Annotated in this window: 14 protein-coding genes and 1 pseudogene; 2 read left to right on the top strand and 13 right to left on the bottom strand. The window is 57.6% G+C overall.

Annotated elements, in window-relative coordinates; translation table 11 throughout:
• Positions 1 to 127 precede the first annotated feature (127 nt).
• Together LU671_RS29550 and ptrR are read right to left on the bottom strand one after the other, a co-directional pair.
• Positions 128 to 256, bottom strand: coding sequence for a PA1414 family protein (locus tag LU671_RS29550; protein ID WP_256206021.1), 129 nt, complete (start codon positions 254 to 256; stop codon positions 128 to 130).
• Between the two features lie 124 nt (positions 257 to 380).
• Entirely contained in the window at positions 381 to 1274 is an 894-nt protein-coding gene (gene ptrR / locus LU671_RS25390; RefSeq protein ID WP_203651486.1) for a putrescine utilization regulator PtrR, read from the bottom strand.
• Between the two features lie 106 nt (positions 1275 to 1380).
• Between ptrR and LU671_RS25385 the strand changes: the two genes are divergently transcribed.
• Both LU671_RS25385 and LU671_RS29810 read left to right on the top strand, forming a co-directional pair.
• The gene (locus LU671_RS25385) at positions 1381 to 2550 is read left to right on the top strand and encodes an MFS transporter (protein WP_232857322.1); all 1170 of its coding nucleotides are present in this window, start codon (positions 1381 to 1383) and stop codon (positions 2548 to 2550) included.
• 95 nt (positions 2551 to 2645) lie between these two features.
• Positions 2646 to 2789 (top strand): annotated as a pseudogene (locus tag LU671_RS29810) (helix-turn-helix domain-containing transcriptional regulator); the annotation flags it as partial.
• Between the two features lie 16 nt (positions 2790 to 2805).
• Here LU671_RS29810 and LU671_RS25380 read toward each other — a convergent pair.
• The 11 genes from LU671_RS25380 to LU671_RS25330 form a co-directional block, all read right to left on the bottom strand.
• A complete protein-coding gene (locus LU671_RS25380) occupies positions 2806 to 3732 on the bottom strand; it encodes a DMT family transporter (protein WP_186600156.1) in 927 nt (308 codons plus the stop codon).
• Between the two features lie 274 nt (positions 3733 to 4006).
• Entirely contained in the window at positions 4007 to 4492 is a 486-nt protein-coding gene (locus LU671_RS25375; protein WP_232857321.1) for a pentapeptide repeat-containing protein, read from the bottom strand.
• A gap of 116 nt (positions 4493 to 4608) precedes the next feature.
• Positions 4609 to 5208, bottom strand: a complete 600-nt coding sequence (locus tag LU671_RS25370; protein ID WP_232857320.1) for a hypothetical protein — start codon at positions 5206 to 5208, stop codon at positions 4609 to 4611.
• Between the two features lie 77 nt (positions 5209 to 5285).
• Entirely contained in the window at positions 5286 to 5516 is a 231-nt protein-coding gene (locus tag LU671_RS25365) for a hypothetical protein (protein WP_232857319.1), read from the bottom strand.
• Between the two features lie 194 nt (positions 5517 to 5710).
• Positions 5711 to 5950 (bottom strand): hypothetical protein, encoded by a 240-nt coding sequence (locus LU671_RS25360; RefSeq protein WP_110739570.1) that lies wholly within the window; start codon positions 5948 to 5950, stop codon positions 5711 to 5713.
• Positions 5951 to 6384: 434 nt separating this feature from the next.
• A complete protein-coding gene (locus LU671_RS25355) occupies positions 6385 to 6711 on the bottom strand; it encodes a hypothetical protein (RefSeq protein WP_232857318.1) in 327 nt (108 codons plus the stop codon).
• A gap of 269 nt (positions 6712 to 6980) precedes the next feature.
• Positions 6981 to 7430, bottom strand: a complete 450-nt coding sequence (locus LU671_RS25350; RefSeq protein ID WP_232857317.1) for a hypothetical protein — start codon at positions 7428 to 7430, stop codon at positions 6981 to 6983.
• 139 nt (positions 7431 to 7569) lie between these two features.
• Positions 7570 to 8100 (bottom strand): SMI1/KNR4 family protein, encoded by a 531-nt coding sequence (locus LU671_RS25345; RefSeq protein WP_232857316.1) that lies wholly within the window; start codon positions 8098 to 8100, stop codon positions 7570 to 7572.
• 349 nt (positions 8101 to 8449) lie between these two features.
• Positions 8450 to 8803, bottom strand: coding sequence for a hypothetical protein (locus LU671_RS25340; RefSeq protein WP_232857314.1), 354 nt, complete (start codon positions 8801 to 8803; stop codon positions 8450 to 8452).
• A gap of 1007 nt (positions 8804 to 9810) precedes the next feature.
• Positions 9811 to 10071, bottom strand: coding sequence for a hypothetical protein (locus tag LU671_RS25335; RefSeq protein WP_232857313.1), 261 nt, complete (start codon positions 10069 to 10071; stop codon positions 9811 to 9813).
• Positions 10072 to 10731: 660 nt separating this feature from the next.
• On the bottom strand, positions 10732 to 18429 hold the full coding sequence (locus LU671_RS25330; protein ID WP_232857311.1) for a hemagglutinin repeat-containing protein: 7698 nt from the start codon (positions 18427 to 18429) through the stop codon (positions 10732 to 10734).
• Positions 18430 to 18453 lie beyond the last annotated feature (24 nt).

Here is an 18453-nt window from a genome sequence, read left to right as displayed (position 1 = left end):
AATCCGACGGGGCCGCTTTGCGGCCCTTTCGCGGCACAAGGCCGCTCCTACAGGGATGAGAGGTTCAAGCCGGTAAAACGCAAAAGGCCGCCGCATCACTCGGATGCGGCGGCCTTTTTGTCAGTTGTCAGCGCCGACGCGGCTGGCGCTTGCGCTGTTCTTCGTCGGTCGGGATCGGCACCGGCTGCAACGGTGGCGGGAGCAAGCCCAAGGCGACGGCGAGGTCGTGGAGCCAGTTATACATGCGTTCGTTCATAATGCCCCCTTGACGGGTCAGCCTCTTGGTCAATCGATCCTGCGGTGCGTCATACAGATCATAGCCCGATGTCCTGTATTGCGCATGCCTCTGTTCCTACACATAGGGCCGATTCTGACCCGGATCAAGCGCAGACGGCAGCTTCCGACAGTCGGTCAATCGTTTCGCTTTGTTGCAAGTCGATCCAGGCCTGCAGATTCGCCCCGCGTTTGCCCTGGCGCCACATCAGCCAGGTCATCGCCTGGTCGAACGGTGCCTGCAGCCGATGCGCCCGCACCTGCTCGCGGCCCGGCAGGCTGTCGAGCATGGACTGCGCCATCAACGCCACCCCGGCCCCGGCGATCACGCAGGCCAGCATGCTCTGGTACGACTCGATCTCCATGACCCGCCCCATGGGCGTGTGGGCATGGGCGTACCAGGCTTCCAGGCGCATGCGGTACGAGCAGCCCTGGCGGAAGGTGAACACCGCTTTGCCGGCGACATCCCTGGCGCTGTGCACCGCCGGGTGCTCGGGGCTGGTGATCAGCACCAGGGTCTCCTCGCACAGCGGCACGCCATCCAGCCCGGCCAGATTGAGCGGGCCGTCCACCAGCGCCGCGTCCAGCCGATGGCTGAGCACCCCTTCCAGCAGCTCGGCACTGGGCGCCGCCTGCACCTGCAGGTTCACCGCCGGGTAGGCCTGGTGGTAGCGCGCTAGCAACGCCGGCAAGTGGATAGCCGCCGTGCTGTACATGGTGCCCAGCACGAAGTCCCCCGCCGGCTGGCCGCCCTGCACCGCGGCCAACGCCTCGTCACGCAGGTTGGACAGCCGGTGGGCGTAGTCCAGCAGCACCTTGCCGGCCGGCGACAGCTGCAAGCGCTGGCGCTCGCGCAGGAACAGCTCCACCCCCAGTTGCTCCTCAAGCTGGCGCAGGCGCGTCGACAGGTTCGACGGCACCCGGTGCAATCGCTCGGCGGCGCGGGTCACCGAGCCCTCCTCGGCCACGGCCTGGAAGATGCGCAGTTGGCTGAACTCCACATGATTCTCCAAAACAGAACAACTTGATCATAATTATTCAATTTTATTGAAAGTCAATGAATCCTACCCTGCCATCCATCGCATCACTTCGTGCAGGAGACTTTCCATGTCGCCCTTCGTACAACTGCTGGCCAGCGCCGTGGCGCTGATGATGGCAATGGGCATCGGCCGCTTTGCCCTCACGCCGCAACTGCCCCGACTGATCGCCGAGGGCCAGTTCGACCTCACCGCCGGCGGCCTGGTCGCCGCCGCCAACTACCTGGGCTACTTCCTCGGCGCGGTGGACGCCATGTTCGCCCGTCAGCCCGCCCAGGTGCGCCTGCGCCTGCATGGAGGCCTGTGGCTGTGCGTGCTGCTGACCCTGGCCTCGTGGGCTGCCGACGATTTCTGGAGCCACCTGCTGCTGCGTTTCGGCACTGGCGTGGCCAGCGCCTGGGTGCTGGTGATGATTGCCAGCCTCAGCCAGCAACTGGCCAGCGCCCAAGGCCGACAGCGCCTCGGCGCACTAGTGTTCGCCGGGCCCGGCGTCGGCATCGCGGTGACGGGCGTGCTGGCCCTGGGCGCGCACCTGCTGGGGCTGGATTCGGCAGCCCTGTGGCTGGTCTATGGCGTCGCCGCGCTGGTCATGCTGCTAGCAGTGCTGCCATGGCTGCCACGAGCGCTGGAACCCACCGCCACGCCTGCGGCCGTCAACGAACAAGGCCGTGGCACCGGCATCGGACGCCTGGGCCTGGTTTATGCGCTCTACGGGATCGGCTACATCCTGCCAGCCACCTTCCTGTCGCAGATGGCCAGCCAGCAGTTCCTCGGACAGTGGCAGGCCGACCTGTTCTGGCCCGCGTTCGGATTGGCATCGGCGCTCGGCGTGGCCATCGTCAGCCAGCGCCGCCCGGGGCGGACCTCTGCCTGGCTGACCACCACCCTGTGGCTGCAAGGGCTCGGCGTACTGGCCTGCCTGCTCGGTGGCGGTATCGGCCTGGCATTGGGCGTGCTGCTGTGCGGCGGGCCGTTCCTGGCCTGCATGCAACTGGTGATGCAGCGCTCGCGAGAGCTGGCGCCCCATGCCACGCAGCGCAATGCCGGGCTGCTGACTGCGTGCTTTGCCCTGGGGCAGTTGAGCGGGCCGTTGCTGGCGGCGTTGAGCAGTCATTTCAGTGGTGGATTACAGCCAGCATTGGTGTTGGCAGCGGCAGGGTTGGCCGTGGCCGGAGTGCTGGCCGTGACAGGAGGTCATTACCTGCAGGATTGCCACTCAAATGCCCGTACTGCCGGGTGATGGTGGGTTCAGTTCAGCAACAGATCGAAATCATTTGTGCCTCTCTGGGCAACGTTTCATTGGCTACATTCTCCAGCACTCGCAGAGGACGCAAAATGACTGAAACGTTCCATGAATTCGACGCTGCCGCCTATCTGGCTTCTCCGGAAACCATCGCACAGTTCATGGCTGACGCATTGGAGACAGGAGATGCAGCCTACGTAGCAAAAGCCGTGGACGTGGTGGAACGCGCCAGGGGCCGGCGCGTCTACCCTCTCATCCCACCAGCTTGCGCAACTGCTGCCGCACCCACGCCTCGGCGCTGACCATGACCACCCCGAGCAGCACCATCACCGCGCCGATCACGAAGTTCAGGCTCAGCGGCTCATCCAGCAGCAGCACGCCGAAGGTCACCCCGAACAACGGCGTGATGAAGGAAAACACCGCCAGGTTCGAGGCCAGGTATTTGCGCAGCAACCAGAACCAGGTCAGGTAGCTGACGAACGACACCACGATCCCCTGGAACAGCACACTGCCCACCGCCAGCGGGGTCAGCGAGAAATCGGCGATCTGCCCGCTCACCAGGGCGATCAGCACCAGCCCGACAAACCCCACCGCCAGCTGGTAGAACAGGGTCAGGGTCGCCGGCGCCTCGGACAGGCGCGAGCCGCGCACCACCACCGTGGTCGCGCCCCAGGCCAGGCCTGCCAGGATCGCCATGGCATCGCCCAGCAACATGCGTCCATCGAGGTGTTCGAGGGAAACCCCGCCGGCGAAGGCCAGGGCAATCCCCCCGAAGGCCAGCAGGATGCCCAGCCACTGCAACAGCCGCAGCCGTTCGCTGGGCATCATGAAATGCAGCCCCAGGGCGGTGAAGATCGGCGCGGTGTAGAGGAACACCGACATATGCGCCGCCGAGGTCAGCTTCAGCCCCTCGGCGATGAACAGGAACTCCAGGCCGAACAGCGCGCCGGCCAGCAACCCGGCGCGCCAGGTGCTGCCCACCTGGCTCCAGCCACCCCGCCAGCAGACCAGCAGCCCCACCAGCAGCGCGGCGATGCCATTGCGAAACGCCGCCTGCATGACCGGTGCAATGTCCACGGCAGCGGATTTGATCAGCACCTGCTGGCAGCCCCAGATCAGGCACAGCCCCAGCATGACCTGGAAGGCGAAGGCGTCGGGGTTCTTGCGGACCGCGGTCATGGGCGGCCCCTCAGCGGGTTGAACGACATGGCAAGGCTCGGCAGTGAGAATGGATCCCGATTATCGGGTGACCAGCCTTGGCGATGCCAGTCTAAATTGTCCCGTCTCCGGTCCGTGTCATGGCGAAGGCTTGAGTAATCAGGGGCGTACAGGTTTTCTTGCCGGCATCGCTCGACGGGAGATACGCAGGCTTGCCTCTGGGCATCGACGCATCAAGCCCATCTATTCGGGTTGAACTGAGCGCCATACGTCCCCCAATCACCGTGTCAGCCGATCATAGGATCTCTTCAGAAGGCACTTCAAAAGCAGAATCATCGCTTTGCCGGACTGCGCCTTGAGCGACAGGATCGAATCCTGCTGGCCATCGGGTACTGTCGTTGAACATGGCCAACTGGAATTCTGCCTTCTCGATCCTGCGCGCGCGTAAATCGGCACCGCATAGATTGCTGCCCCTGAATACAGCCCCTCCGATATCAGCCTCTGCCAGGTTGGCAGCGCGCAGGTCGGCCCCGCTGAAGTCGGCAGAGGCGGCCAGCGCCCGAGAAAGATCGGCATTGCGCAGCCGGGCACCATTGAACAGGGCATTGGCCAACGTCGCTCCTCGCATGTCGGCAGCGGTCAGATCCGCCTCGATGAACGACGCGTTTCTGAGATCGCTACCAATGAACGTCGTCGCCCTGGCATCCAGGCCGTCGAACTGCGCCCGGTGCAATGACAGTCCATCGAGGTTGGCGCCGGGCAAGTTATCTTGGTCAAACACCCTGCACTCTCCCGTTTCAAAGCACAGTGAGATCATCTCGGCCCATCCAATGATTATCGCGTCCGGCGACCTTTGCGAGCGCCTGGGAAACAGCCTGAGCGTACAACCTGCCCTGCCTACGCCTGGTACAACGAACAAAAATGCTGGCTGACAAGCCTACTCTCCAGCACCTGGAGCAAAGAAAAGTCCAAGCTATCAGACACCACCAGCCCTCGCCTCAGCCCAACGGGAAAATCCTCAAGCGTGGCGTACTCTCCTGGCACTAAAAACCTGAAGTAATCACCCATCGCCGTATCCCCAGCATACCCTTCGGGGTAGTCCTCACCCGCACGGCTACCCTCCACGGCGTGATACACGAATAATCCCTTGTTAAAAGCAAGGTTCGCCTCGCTATAGTTCAGCCGTTCTTCCAGGTCATTTTGCAGTGCGCTTGCTACACTGGCTTTCGACTTATCTTGCCAGCGCCAAGCTGAGTAAAGATCCACTGCAAAGCCACCCTGCTTTGCTGGTGGGTAATCAGAATATTCCTGGGACTCCTGCCAAACAAATTCGCTTATCGAGTCCAGTACCCGTTCTACCTCTTCCAGCCTCAGCAGTACCTCGGGAATGGCCCCGTAGCAATTATTCACCATGACTGCAATTCGACCGAATTTATCCATGGCGAACCAAGTGAACACCTCTCCAAAACCTGGAACCCATTTCTCATTCAGCCCCATCGCCAATCCTCCAAAAACAGACTTAACCCGGCCACGTTCAACCCAATTCTATTTTCCGAGCAACTCGCTACCAACCCTCAAGCCCCTACCTGTTCTACGGCATAGGCCGTGAAACTATTCTTACCTTCCTCCAAATACAATCGTTTGCATTGGGGGCAACGGTAAACTGTCATGGCAGTCACTTCAATCGCCTCATAGAATTGCTCTGAAGACATTGGCCCCACCTCCAGGCGCTCAGCAACCCGCTCGATCACTGACTCAGGCATCAATGTCATTTCATGATCTGACCATCCCTGCGACAAATTCATGACATAACCACATCTACACAAAAACTTTGGCATTCTGCTTTTCCGCTGCCTGCTCTATCGAAGCGTGCCTCTGCCAGGTTGCACTACTTAAACCATCACTAAAAAGGCATGAAATATAACCTGATGACGGTGTCAATACCTACACCTGCATTGGGTACCTTGGGATCCATAAGCCCACTCCGCGAAGCATACGGTCAAATACCATCCAGAAGCGCCTGAAGCTTTCGTGGATCAGCAATGCTGCCGAAGGAATAAATCCACGCTACTGGTAGAGAGAGATCTGGCGATTTCACCTTCAGATAGGGAACAAAATACTCAGCATCCAACAGATACTCCAGCCGTTTGCAGTCCTCGGCCCCCACCACATAAACGAAAGGTCCCTGCTCAGGGTCCAGATGAACCTGAACCCGCTCACCGGTTACAGAATCGATCATAAGTGACTTACCCTCTCTCTTGAAACCTTGGCGAACGCCTATAGCTCGATGCTGTCGAGCAGTGCCTGAAGTTTTACAGGGTCGGCAACGGTACCGAAATAGTACTCGCTCCCCCCATGAACACTAAGGTCCGGGCAAGGGCCTAACCAGTAGAGCACATTGTATTCATCATCAAACAGATCCCGGAGCGCCCCACTGTCCTGAAATGAAAAAACTCTGATATAAGGCCCATAACGGGGATCCATGAGAACCTGGACCCGTTGTTTAGTAATACCGTCAATCATTTTTCACTTCGCCGCCCGCCTAGCCATTTCAACTGATTTTTCACTTAACCTGCTCTCCGACCTCACCCGTAACGGTGATGGGAGCACCACCAAGCGACCCCTTACCCCTGGAAAACATCATTGCAAAGAAAATCAAAGAGAAAAGCTTTGTCAATCCAATGGATGTTCCCTGGCATAGGCCTGCAAATCCTCGAGTGCTATACCCGGTGCACCTGCCGCCAACCACAGCTGGAACTCTGCAGGATAGGGTGACAGCACTACTTGGCCGTCAGCGATCTGAGGCTTCGTCACCTCTCCATATCGCGTGACAAATCTGAGATGCGTTACAACAAGCACCCAGATTCTTCTCAGCCAAGGTGATTCCGGCACCCCCTGTGAGGCATCAGTCAGATAGGGAGACTCTCCTTCGACAAAAGCAAGAAGATCATCGCCCCTACCCGCTTTAATCAAAGCACGAATTAACTCAATCTTTTCCATAATACTACCCAACGACGGAACTCAACCGAGAAATCTGGCATCACTTCGGCATTCTTAAAACCGAGCAAGCACATTATTCACCTAACGGAGCACCCCACACAACAAACAGGTACAAAGGAAGACAGATCTATTCTTCACGCGATCACTTCGATACTCCGCTTCCAGCACTCGACGCTTTCACTGGTAACTTAAGCACCAGACTTCGCCGTCACTCTGGCCACACAACAGCAGAAATCAAAGCAGCAAAAATATATCCACCACATTAAACCTTAGCCCATTCCAAAATAACTTTTCATATGTGCAGTAAGCCCCGCCATATCTTCATATGCCTGCTTTCCGAAGCCAGGATCATTTTTAGCCAGAAACTGCTTCGCAGTTTCATCGTCCCGATTCGCCTGCTCCTCCACATCAAACAAACGTTGAGGAGCAATAACCCAACTATGTCGCCCATCCTCCCTGCCCTCGCCGATCATTGCCCACTTCAAATGCCCCTGATAGACATCCACGCACCTAATCAACTCAGCAACAACCGCAACATCCTCTTTAACGAAACGAAAACAAACTGATGGAGGATATTCAATCTGACTCCTGAGAGACAACCCCGCATGTGTTTTTACAACATACGTACTGGTAGACCCTTTACGCCACTCGGTCTTTCCCAAACACTCAACAATATCTAAAATCTGGCGCCCTTCATGCGTTGCACTCACATCCATCATCTAACCCTTTCAATTGCCCAGCGTTATTTTCTCCGCCGCCACTTGTTAATTCAATGTAATTCTCCCAACCACCTTTTGCTATCAAACATTCAGGAAGCCGTACAAAAGCGGACAAACTCAGCCCCACAACATATAGCGACTACTTGAAAGGCACGAAACGATAAGGAGATCCTCCTCCACTGGGGAAATCCTCCGGCAAGAGTCGTGAGTGGATCTCACTTCTGAGCAGCTTACATAAAAACTCAACACAACCACAGGCGATTAGATCTTCCTCCCCCTGGTCCACACTATGAAGCGCAACGGACCAAGAGTCTGGTTCATCGTTAACAATCCACACCAGCGTCTCGCCATTTTCAGTGAATCCCCAAGGCCAAAACGCCCCCTGAGCTGGGTAGGCTGGCCTAGGATAGTCACCAGGGAACTCAGCTTTCATCACCGCATAAGATTCACGAAAGTAATCACCTTTATAGATATTCAGATCACTACTGCTGAAGAATGGATCGATTACCCATAAAAAATCGTCTATGCACCCCGCCCCAAAACGCTCGATGTAAGCCTTGTAGTCAGCAGGCAATCGGATGCCATGGTCATTTTCCACTCTTGCCCAGTCAGGGTTCGAGTAGGCAGGAGAAGCCGGTGGAGGCAACAGCTTCATTAGGTCGGCAAGCATTACTTGATTCCATTGATGCTAGGGCTGGATATATCCACATTGTAAACCGATGGAGTCTCGAGCGGTCAACGTCACGCCAGTCAGCATTAGGTTGCTGCCTGAGTAGATAAGAATAGCCCAATAGTTTACCGACTCTCCAGCTAGAACGGCTGGTCGTATCTGCCGCACGAACTGAGCCAAGTATAAAATGGTACGATAAAAGGGGACAAATTCACCCCCCTACTCTAACTTCTATCCCCCCTGCATGACCGCTAGACACCTTCATCTAAAGGGATCGAAATTAGAGTAGAAAAAATAGACCTACCACTTTCCGGTCTTTGTCCAGCGAGGCACCTGCGACCTTTCACTTTCAGACAGTCATAATAAATTTCTTCCAGTCTAAGAGCGCCTTCTCAAAATCATTAATACTCAAAACAAAACAACAGCCTTCATCACATAGCGAATATATCTTTGCAACTTGACCCTTGAGCTCCACCCCCCAACTATCACGACTCCAATCGCAACTACCAATAGTTCCAGACCTTACCAAGCCGACTCTAGATAGCCCTTCATCCAGCCAAGCTATCGTGCTTTCATATTTTTGTCCGCCATGATCAGTCAGCAAGCACGCTAAGAAATCTATTCCATCACGACCGAGCACATCAGACCGACAGCCTGGCTCGCGGTCGCTACCTTCGCCACTCCAGAAGAAGACTATTTCCATATAAGCCTAGTATCCATCAGTAAAAAAGCACCAGTAAAGGGGACAGATTTATTTTCCCCACTCTAATTTTTACCGCCCCTGCATGACTGCTAGGACCGAAATTAGAGCAGGGAAAATAAAGCTGTCCCATTTTACCTGCATGACTGTTCGACCCCTTCTCCACTACAGGATCGAAACTAGAGCAAGAAAAATAAATCAGGAAAAATAAATCCGCCCCCTTTTTCCTTTTTACACCATTAAATCATGCCAATATTTCGCAACACTCCCTCACTTACAAATTCTAACCCACCAGCTTCCACCTTGGATCCGTCTATGTAATGGGAATGACCACAAACGTCACATTGGTAAGCCAGTAACCCGTTATGCCTACCTATAAAGACGCGCAGCCCAGTAGACTCACACCTAGGGCATTGTTTATCAACTTCAACAGTTATCAAGGCCTCGATTGTATCGCGTAGAAACCGCGCTATAGACTCAACGTCCTTAGCCTGATGTCCCAGAATGACCTTTTTGAAGCGTGTTATATCACTAGGTAAAAATGACGAATAATCAACAGGCATCAAACTTTCATTTACATTCGAAAACTCATCGACCCCATAACTCAAAAACGGCCCAACAGTAAAATACTTATAATTACCTCTGACCCACAAAAGAATAACCCCAAGAACATCTCTTAACTATGACTCTTCACTAAGCAGCATCACAGCCAACTGAAGCTCACGCCACACATGCACAGGGAGAGACCTCATTAGTTCATCACCTTAACCGGGAAGGTACTTATCAAGTTACCGGTTTTATCAGAGAACACCTTTATCACTAAAGTAGCGCAAAGGGGACAGGTTTATTTTCTACACTCTAGATTCGACCTTCCCTGCATGACTGTTCGCCCCCTTCTCTACTACAGGATCGAAACTAGAGCAGGAAAAATAAGTCTGTCCCCTTTTTCGCTTTTCGCCACCAGGAACCGAAATTAGAGCAGTAAAAATACATCTGCCCCGGATGGCATACTATTCCTTTTCTTCAAGATAGGGCCAATATTCTGCCCCTTCATCCTTTCTTATCCAAACTCGACCGCACGCAGGACAAGTAATAGCCTCTTTACCAACTACATCTATACGATCAAAAAACTCATCAAAAGGGATTCTTCCTTTATCAGCTCGCCCCGCCAACTCATACAACAACTTATTTGGAACGAGAGTGAACTCCTCTGAAACAGGAGAACTAACCAAGCTAATGACATGAGTGCATCGACATAGAAACTTAGCCATTTTATCTCCCTAACAAGCTATTAATAGCCTGCCTATGTAACGCAAAAAAACGCAAAAGGGGACAGATTTATTTTTCCTGCTCTAGATTCGACCTGCCCTGCATGACTGTTCGACCCCTTCTCCACTACAGGATCGAAACTAGAGCAGGAAAAATAAATCTGTCCCCTTTTTCATTTTCTGTAACCGCTAGACACCTTCGCCTAAAGGAATCGAAACTATAGTAGAAAAAAAATAGATCCACCTCCTTTTCCTCAAAAAAAAGTCAACTACTTTACTCAAACCACACCGACGCGGGGCATACTGATTATGTCCATATTTCCGTACCATCCTCGTAAATCCAAACGAGGCCTCCGGGCACCCAACTATTTCCATCTTTGGTAACCCAAAATAGCGCTTCGTCGATGTCTTCTTCTGCAGGCCAAGCCAAATCAAATGCAGCAATTTGTTCAGCAACAGCTCCGACCAATGGTTCCCCACTAGCGAGAAATACCCTACCCTCTAGAAGTAGGGTAGCCAGCACTTCTAAGAAAATATGCTTACGGTCATTATAACCCTCATCCGAGTATATCTTGCATACGCTTAACCACAATGCATCAACGGCTAAACCTTGACTCCACTCCACAATTTCCCTGAACTCTTCTGAGTCTCGACAGCATGAAATCATTTGAATTTCACCTCTAATTTTGGAGCTTTCACTCCTGGATGCCCAATGATATCAATTGTCCATTGGGCGCCGGACTCTGCAGTAGAGCTTGAACCATTGCGCAAATTTATTTTTACACCATCGGCCCGGACCAATGCATAAAGATCGACAGCTTGACCTCGAATGGTGATCGACTTGGGTGCTGGTAGCTGTTCAACACCTCCGAGCTGCATAAAATAGGACTTCACCATACCTTCCGAAGCACCTACATATACTGGGGCATTTTTACTAACCCCCGGATCTGCCTTCAACGTTTTTCCATTTATTGTTAGCTCAAAATCCTTTGGCGGTAGTGACTTATTGGAAAACTGCGAAATCAGGTCATCCATGCGCTCATTCGCGAGCTTTTCCATTGCCGTATGCGACTTGGTAGATACCTCATCAGGCTTGGACTCCTGCCCCCTCCCATCTGTAGAGCGACTTCCGTCAGAACCGGTCGGCTCGCCCGGTTTGGCAAAATGCTCTTCGTTTCCTTTATCTCCCGTCGACTTGGCGTGATCATTAGGCGAGTCTTTAACGCTACCACCTTTGCGAATAGACGAGATCCCCGTGCCGATGATACTGGCAATTAGATTCCCGCCGCCCATGAGATACCGATCGAAATCGTCTTCTTTCTTCAGGCCCTGCCCTTCCATGTGTTCGGCAATTTTCTGCCCCACATACTCCTGCATGCCGTGCAGACGCTCCATCAACGCCTGACCGAGTGGCGTCTGCTCTGCCGCGCTCATGGCTACGGCCTGGATTACCCCCTTGGGTCCTTGGGTGAGCGCCAGCACGATGCCGATGGCCTGAGCTTTGTCCTGATTCTGATCAATGAACCTTTGAACGCTCGACAACGAGCGCAGATTGTCTTGCAGCAGCGTCAGTTTTTCTGCGTCGATATCAATGTCTGGCAGGACAACGCCAGGTTGTCCATCTCTCGGTTTCAACGTCTCTTCGACTACCGCCTTCGCTTGTGCAATGGTCTCCGGCTCGATGTTCCAGAAGCGGCTCAACTCACCCAAGACGTTCTGCTGGAACTTTTCATCCGCCATCATCGCCATGGCATCAGCCCGGCTCTTACCACTGAGAATCAGTTGCTCCAGGGTTTGCTCAGCGAACTCGCGACTAGTGACGCCAGTGACACCTGCCGCCAACTCACGCCCCATCAACCGTTCCAGGCGATTGAGGGAGGCATTGATCCCAACGCTCGCGGCTTCGAAGTTCTTCAGCGCCGTCTTGTCGTAGTCGAGGAGACCATCGCTCCACTTCTGCAGCGTCTCTTTCGGATTCAGCGCATCGTGCAGCGAGCTGTCGGTCACATAGAGATCGGTGCGCGACTCCTTGTCCCGCGTGATCTCATAGGCTTTGTCGAGGTCACGGTTCAGGCCGACGGTGGAGTCCTGGCCGGTCTCGGCGTCCTTGCGCACAGTGATATCACCTGCACCCACGGTGGCACGGACGGTCTGCTCACGGTCCTTTTCATACTCCCAGCCGCTGACGCTCCAGCTGGTCTGGCTCTTCGAGCCCTTCTCCCCCTTACCTTCGCCTTCGGCAACCTTGCCATTGGACGGGTCTTTATCGGCATTGGCCGAACCCTTTTTCCAGCTACCCCCCACGTTCAGGTAGTAACCGTGCTCCTGATCCTTGCCAGCGATATCGCTGAATCCCAGGGTGCCAGTATCAAGCTTGAGATTGCCGTTGTCGGCAGCGATCAGCGCACCGTCGAGCTGGGTGTGGTTTTCGGTGCGGATATCGACCTTATCACGCCCGGTGATGCGCGTCTGGTCCTCGACCCACTCGGTCTTGCCAGTGGTCTTGCCATAGCCGACCGAGCCACTGACACCGGCACCCGGGCCCACGGTGACGGTGGCATTGATGTCGAACTCGTTGCCCTTTACCTCGCCTGTGTCGATCGCTGAGGCCACGTTGAGGTTGCCGCCGACACGGCCGATCACTTCGTCGCCGCGTACTTGGGCACCCTTGATGTTGGTGTCCTTGCCGCTGGTGAACTTCAATTGGTCACCGGCGTAGACATAGGCTTGCTCATGGCGCTGGGCCTCGCGCTCGAGATGTCCTTTGCCCAGGTTGACGCTGGCATACACCCCAACACCTTCTGAGCCGAAGGTCAGTCCCACCTCGCCACCGCCGCTGCGGCGGTTCTGCTCCTGCTGACTGTCATTCTGCGCGGCGCGGATGTTCAGGTCGTTACCAGCGTTCAACTCGACATCACGCCCGCCCTTCACCTGGCTACCGATAATGTTCAGATCGTTGCTGGCTTCGATCCGGACATCGCGCCCGGCCTCCAGTTGCGCTGGCGTCGAAGTACCCTGCTGGCTGTCGTTGCTGGCAATGCCGTGGCTACCACCAATACCAATTTTGAAGCCACCGCTGGTACCGCCGTGGATGCCCCCCCAGCTCTGCGACCGGTTGCTTTCCTGGCTGCTGCTGCCCTTGGCCACATCAATGTTGATATCGCGCCCCTTGACGTCGATATCCCGCCCGGCCTGCACCTGGCTGCCCTTGATATTGACGTCGTTGCCCGCCTGCAGCTTCACATCGTTGCCAGCGTCCAGCGTCGAGGGGCGGTTGTTCTGTTCGACACTTTGCTGGCTGCTGGTCTGCTTGCTGCTGCCGATCTTGCCGTCACCGGTCGGGCCGGCGAGGAATTGACTGATCGCATCCAGGGTCTGCAGGGCGCTGGAGCCCTTGCTCACCCCATTCTCGCCCTTGCCGGTGTTGCTCAGCGCGTCCTTGGTCTTGCCCAGGTTATGATTGACCGAGCCACTGATACCGTGCCCCTCGTACTCACGCTCCTGTTCCTGGATACGGGTTTCGCGTCCCGCGTCGATGTTGATATCGCGACCGGCGCCCAGGCTGATGTCATGTCCGGCCACCAGGTCGGAGCCAGTCTGGTTGATGTCGCGACCGGCCTTGACATCCAGATCCTGCCCGGCCTGGATGCGACTACCAGCAGCCAGCTGCTCGCGCAGACGGTCCTTGGCCTTCTCCTTCTCGACACCGGCGAAGAAGTTCATGCCGTTGTCGTCACTGTCGAAACGCAGGCCTGTCTTGCTCGAACTCGACCAGTGCGAGTTGTCGCTCTGGTTCTGCGCGGCGCTGACATTTACATCGCGCCCGGCGTTGAGGCTGACGTTGCGCACGGCGCTGACACCGCTGCCCAGCACGTTGATATCGCGAGCCGCCTGCAGGGTGGCGTCATGCTCACCACTCACCTGACTGCCGACGCTGGTGCTGCTGCGAGCCTCCTGCCCGGAAGCCTTGGCCGAACCGATCGACACCGATGGCAGGACCGTGCCCGGTGCGATCGGCATCATCAGCGCTGCCGGGTTCAGGATGATCTCGGGGGAAAGCGACAGTTTGAACTTCTTCTTGTATTCCTCCGACCGGCTATAGGCCGTGTCATTGGCCGACACCAGGTTGATGTCACCCGCCTTGTCGATCAACCCCGCACGCAGCTCGACATCCTTGCCGGCATTGGCCTCACTGGCGCGCAGGCGCACATCGCTGCCTGCGGCGATGACGATGTCGTTGCCGGCATCCAGCTCGCTGCCGACCTGCGTGGCGCGGGTCTGCAACTGGCTCTTGCCGCTCTTCGACAGGCCCAGGAAGCCGGACTTGGTCTTCTTGCTGTACTCGCCGTGCTCCTCGACGCCGGACAGCACCGCCACATCGCCGGTTGCACCGAGCATGACATCGCCGCCGGCCTTGAGCTGGCTGCCGATCACCGAGACATCGCGGCCACCGTCCAGGGCGATGCCGCCGCCGTCCTTCTTGCTGACGTTGACGGTCAGGTCGCCACCGGCCTCGATCACCGAGGCGACGTTGGTGCTGTGGTAGCTCTCCTGCTGCTTGGAGCTGCCGCGACCGAACGAACCCTTGCTCTTCTTCAGGTAGTACGAAGCGCTTTCGTTCTGCTCGGAGGCGATGGTCAGGTCGCGCTCGGCGTCGATGTCGACAGCGCCCTTGCCCTTGACCTGGCTGGCGACGATTGCCATGTCCTGGCCCGCGGACAGCGAGACATCGCCACCGGCCTTGACCGTGGTCGAGACCTGGGTGACCTGGTCATTGGACTGGGTGACCTTCTTGCTGCGGCTGAAGCTGTGCGCTTCGTTGGCGGCGGAGGTCAGGTTCAGGTCCTCGCCGGCGGCCAGGGTAAGGTTGCGGCCCGCGTCGATCTGGCTGGCCACGGCGGTGAGGTCGCGGCCGGCGCCGAGGCTCAGGTCGCGACCGGCGCTGACCGTGGCGCCGTGCTGCTGCACCGTGCTGCTGCGCTGGCGATCGGTGTAGAAGCCTTGACGTTCCTCGACCGACAGCAGGCTCACATCACGACCAGCACTGAGCGACAAGTCGCCGCCGCTCTGGATCACGCTGGCGACGTTCTTGATGTCCTGCCCGGCCTTGAGGCTGAGGCTGTTGCCGGCCTCGATACGCGCGGCGCTTTCAAGATAATCCTTCTGCTCACGCACGCCGCCGTAAACGATGTCCGTGTGCGTGAGGTCGCGTCGGTTGATCAGGTCACCGTTGATGGCGGTCAGGCTGACGTCACGACCGGAGACGATGCCACCGGCACTGTTGACCAGGCTGTTGCCGGCCAGCAGGTCCAGGCGCTCGCCGGCCTGGACCAGGCCGGTGTTGGTCAGGTCCTTGCCGGCGGTGGCGCTGAGGTTGCGCGTGGCACGCAGCGTGCCTACGTTGTCGAGATTCTCCCCGGCGATCAACTGGACGTCCTGCCCCGCGATCAACGCACCGTCAGGCGCCAGTCGGCCATTGGCATGGGCCAGGTACAGCACTGGCGCGAGTACCTGCTCACCATTGATCTCGCGTGCTTCGAGCCAGACGATGTCGTGGGTCAACGCCGCGACCTGGGCGGAGGTCAAACCGACACCCAGGCTCAGGTTGAGCTGGTCTTTGCTGCGGATGGCATTGTCCATCAGGTGCTTGTACAGCTGCTCGCCGGAGGTCTGGCCATCGATGAACTGCTGGCCGGTGCGAGCCACCACCGCCTGCTGGATCAGGCGTTGCTCGTAGAAGCCGTCACCCAGACGCTTCCAGCTCTTGTCCGGATCGAAGCCCAGGTTGCCAAGCAGGTAATCGGAGCTCATGAACTGCTTGAGGTCGGTCAGCACCGGATTGGTTTCGATCAGATACTTGTGCGGCTTGCTCGTGTACTGGCTATCCGGCAGGCGAGTGACGCCCGCAATCCAGGGGCGAACGCCGATACCCGGCTCCTGCGCCACCAGCTCGGCGGCCAGCGCACCTGCGCTCGGTGGGGGAACGTAGGTATCCACGACCTCGCCCGCAGGCGCATTGACCCCGATGACACTGGCCTTGGCAGCCGACTCGACACGCTGGTGGGCAACGCGATCGATTGCCTGCTCACTTCCTCTGGACGCGGACGCATCCATTGCCTGGATCGAGCCTGGTCGGGAACTGGCCAGCACCTCACGCTCATGCGAGGTGACAGTGGCGTTGCCCAATGTCCAGCGCTGGGCGGTGCCAGTGGCTGCGTCGCTGCCTTTGCCACTCAGGCGGAACAGGCCGTTCTGCCCGGCTGGCAGGCTGAAGCCTGGCAGGGTGGTGGGATCGACCTGTCGCTGGGCCAGATCAGGTGGCAACTGCGCATTCAGGTTGACCACCGTGGGCTGCGTCACGCTGGATACCTGGGTATCGAACGAGCGATTGCTGGTAGCCGCTGCCGCCCTGTTCACAACGATATTGCTGATGCTGCCTGCGGCAGTGAGCTTGGCCGTACCGGCGGCCTGGATGACCGCCGGGGCGATGAACTTCTGATCCGGCTGGACCACGGGCTCTGCATCGATGCCGTAAAATACCCCGGGGTCGAACTTCGCGACCAATGTGTTGAAGGCGGCTTCGTCGAACGGCCCGGAACGTGGGTGGGCCTGGTTGTAGGCGTTTACTTCGTTGATCAACTGGAAGAAATAGCCCGTGGGAACCTTGACCCCAGGCCCCACTTCCCTTGCAACGGTTCCCGACCTGGAACGCTCGCCCTCGTTGTCAATGCTGCCGGCAGTGATGGTGAGATCGTTGGCCGCCGAGATGACGCTTCGAGCATTGAGCACACTGCCTGCGCCAATGGTCAGGTCACGCCCGGAAACCAGGGTTGCCGTGGGCGAGTCCTCGTGAATCACGGTCTCGAGGGTCTTGTAGATATGCACCGGGCCCCTCACCCACCGCGATCCCTTGCAATGCTGGACGCAGTAGATGGTCATGTAGCCATCGGTGATCTGGTGGCTGGCCCTGAACTTGTCGCGTTTGTTGACGAAACTGGATGCCTGCAGGTTGATGTCACCGGCCGCCTCGACAGTGCCGGAGCTGTTCAGGAAGGTTGCCGCAGAACTACCCGCGGTGACGCCGGCAACCAGCAGATTGCCCAGGCTGTACACATCCGCGTAGCGATTGCTGAAATCGGCGGTGCTAATCGTCATGTCCCGCCCACTGAACAGCAAGCCTCGACTTCCGTCGGCAGCCTGGTCGTTGTGGACGGACTGGGCGATCAAGCTCAGGTTGCGTGAAGCGGCCAATGCACCGTAGTTCGACAGGCTGCCCGCGTTGATCGTCAGGTCATTGGCCGCCGACAAGCGCCCAAGGTTGCTCAGCTGGTCGCCGATGTTGACCACAATGCTGTCGCCACCCGCGATGCTTGTGGCGGTGCCCAGGCTCATCTGCGCCGCAGTCAGGGTCATGTTCCCCAGGCTGGTCAATCGGCCGTTGCCCGAATAGGCACCACCCAAGGTCAGGTTCAATGTGCCATCGCTGGCAATCAACCCGTCATTGAGCCAGTTGCCGCCCGTGCCCAGCAACGCCTTGGTCGCCAGCAACTGCCCGCTCGAGGTCTGGCTGAAGTTGTTGACATTGAGGTTGAGCGTGCCGGCTTGCAGCACGCTGCTGTTGACCCAGCTGTCGGCACTGAGATTCAGGGTGCCATGCGTCAACAGGCGACCTCCCGCCGCCATGACCTGCTGGCTGCTGACACCGAAATCGCCATTGCCGACGTGTGCGATGCTGCCCCCGGTGTTCACCAGATCGCCGATGACCAGGGCAAGATCGGTGTTGGCGGTTTCTACGGTTCCGTTTCGGTTATCCAGCACCCCGCCAATCTGGAATCGCGTTGTGCCGCTGTTGCCCAGGGCACGCAGTTTCCCCGCCTGGTTGTCCAGGCTGGCGGCTGCGATGGCCAGGGTGCTGGCGCTTTCGATGATGCCGCCGCGGTTGTCCAGGGCGCTGCTCAGTCCGATGTCGATACGCTGGCCGACCATCTCGCCGCGCGCGTCGCCACCGTTGAGCAGGTTGGTGCCGGTGACCTTGAGCAGACCACTGGCGGAGATGCCGCCGTCACGGTTGTCCAACTGCCCGGTGCGAATCAGCGCATCACCGCCCAGCGCCGCGATGCGCCCGCCGTGGTTGTCCAGATTGGCGCTCTGCAGATCGAGGCCCAGTGCCTGGAGAACGCCGCGCTGGCCATTGGCGTCGCTGCCGTTACGCAACACACCGGTGGTGCGCACGCCCAGCGACTGCTTGAGGCTGGCAAGGATGCCGCCGCGGTTGTCGAGGGTATCGGCGGTCACGCTCAGCGCGCCGTCCTGGGCGATCAGCTTGCCGCCCTGGTTGTCGAGCACGCCGTTGGCCTGCACGCTGATCGCGCCCTTGGCCTGCAC

Source organism: Pseudomonas sp. NMI760_13 (assembly GCF_021283245.1).
Classification (GTDB): Bacteria; Pseudomonadota; Gammaproteobacteria; order Pseudomonadales; family Pseudomonadaceae; genus Aquipseudomonas; species Aquipseudomonas peradeniyensis.
Note: the sequence above shows the minus strand (reverse complement) of the source record. Positions and strands in the feature narration are given on the sequence as shown.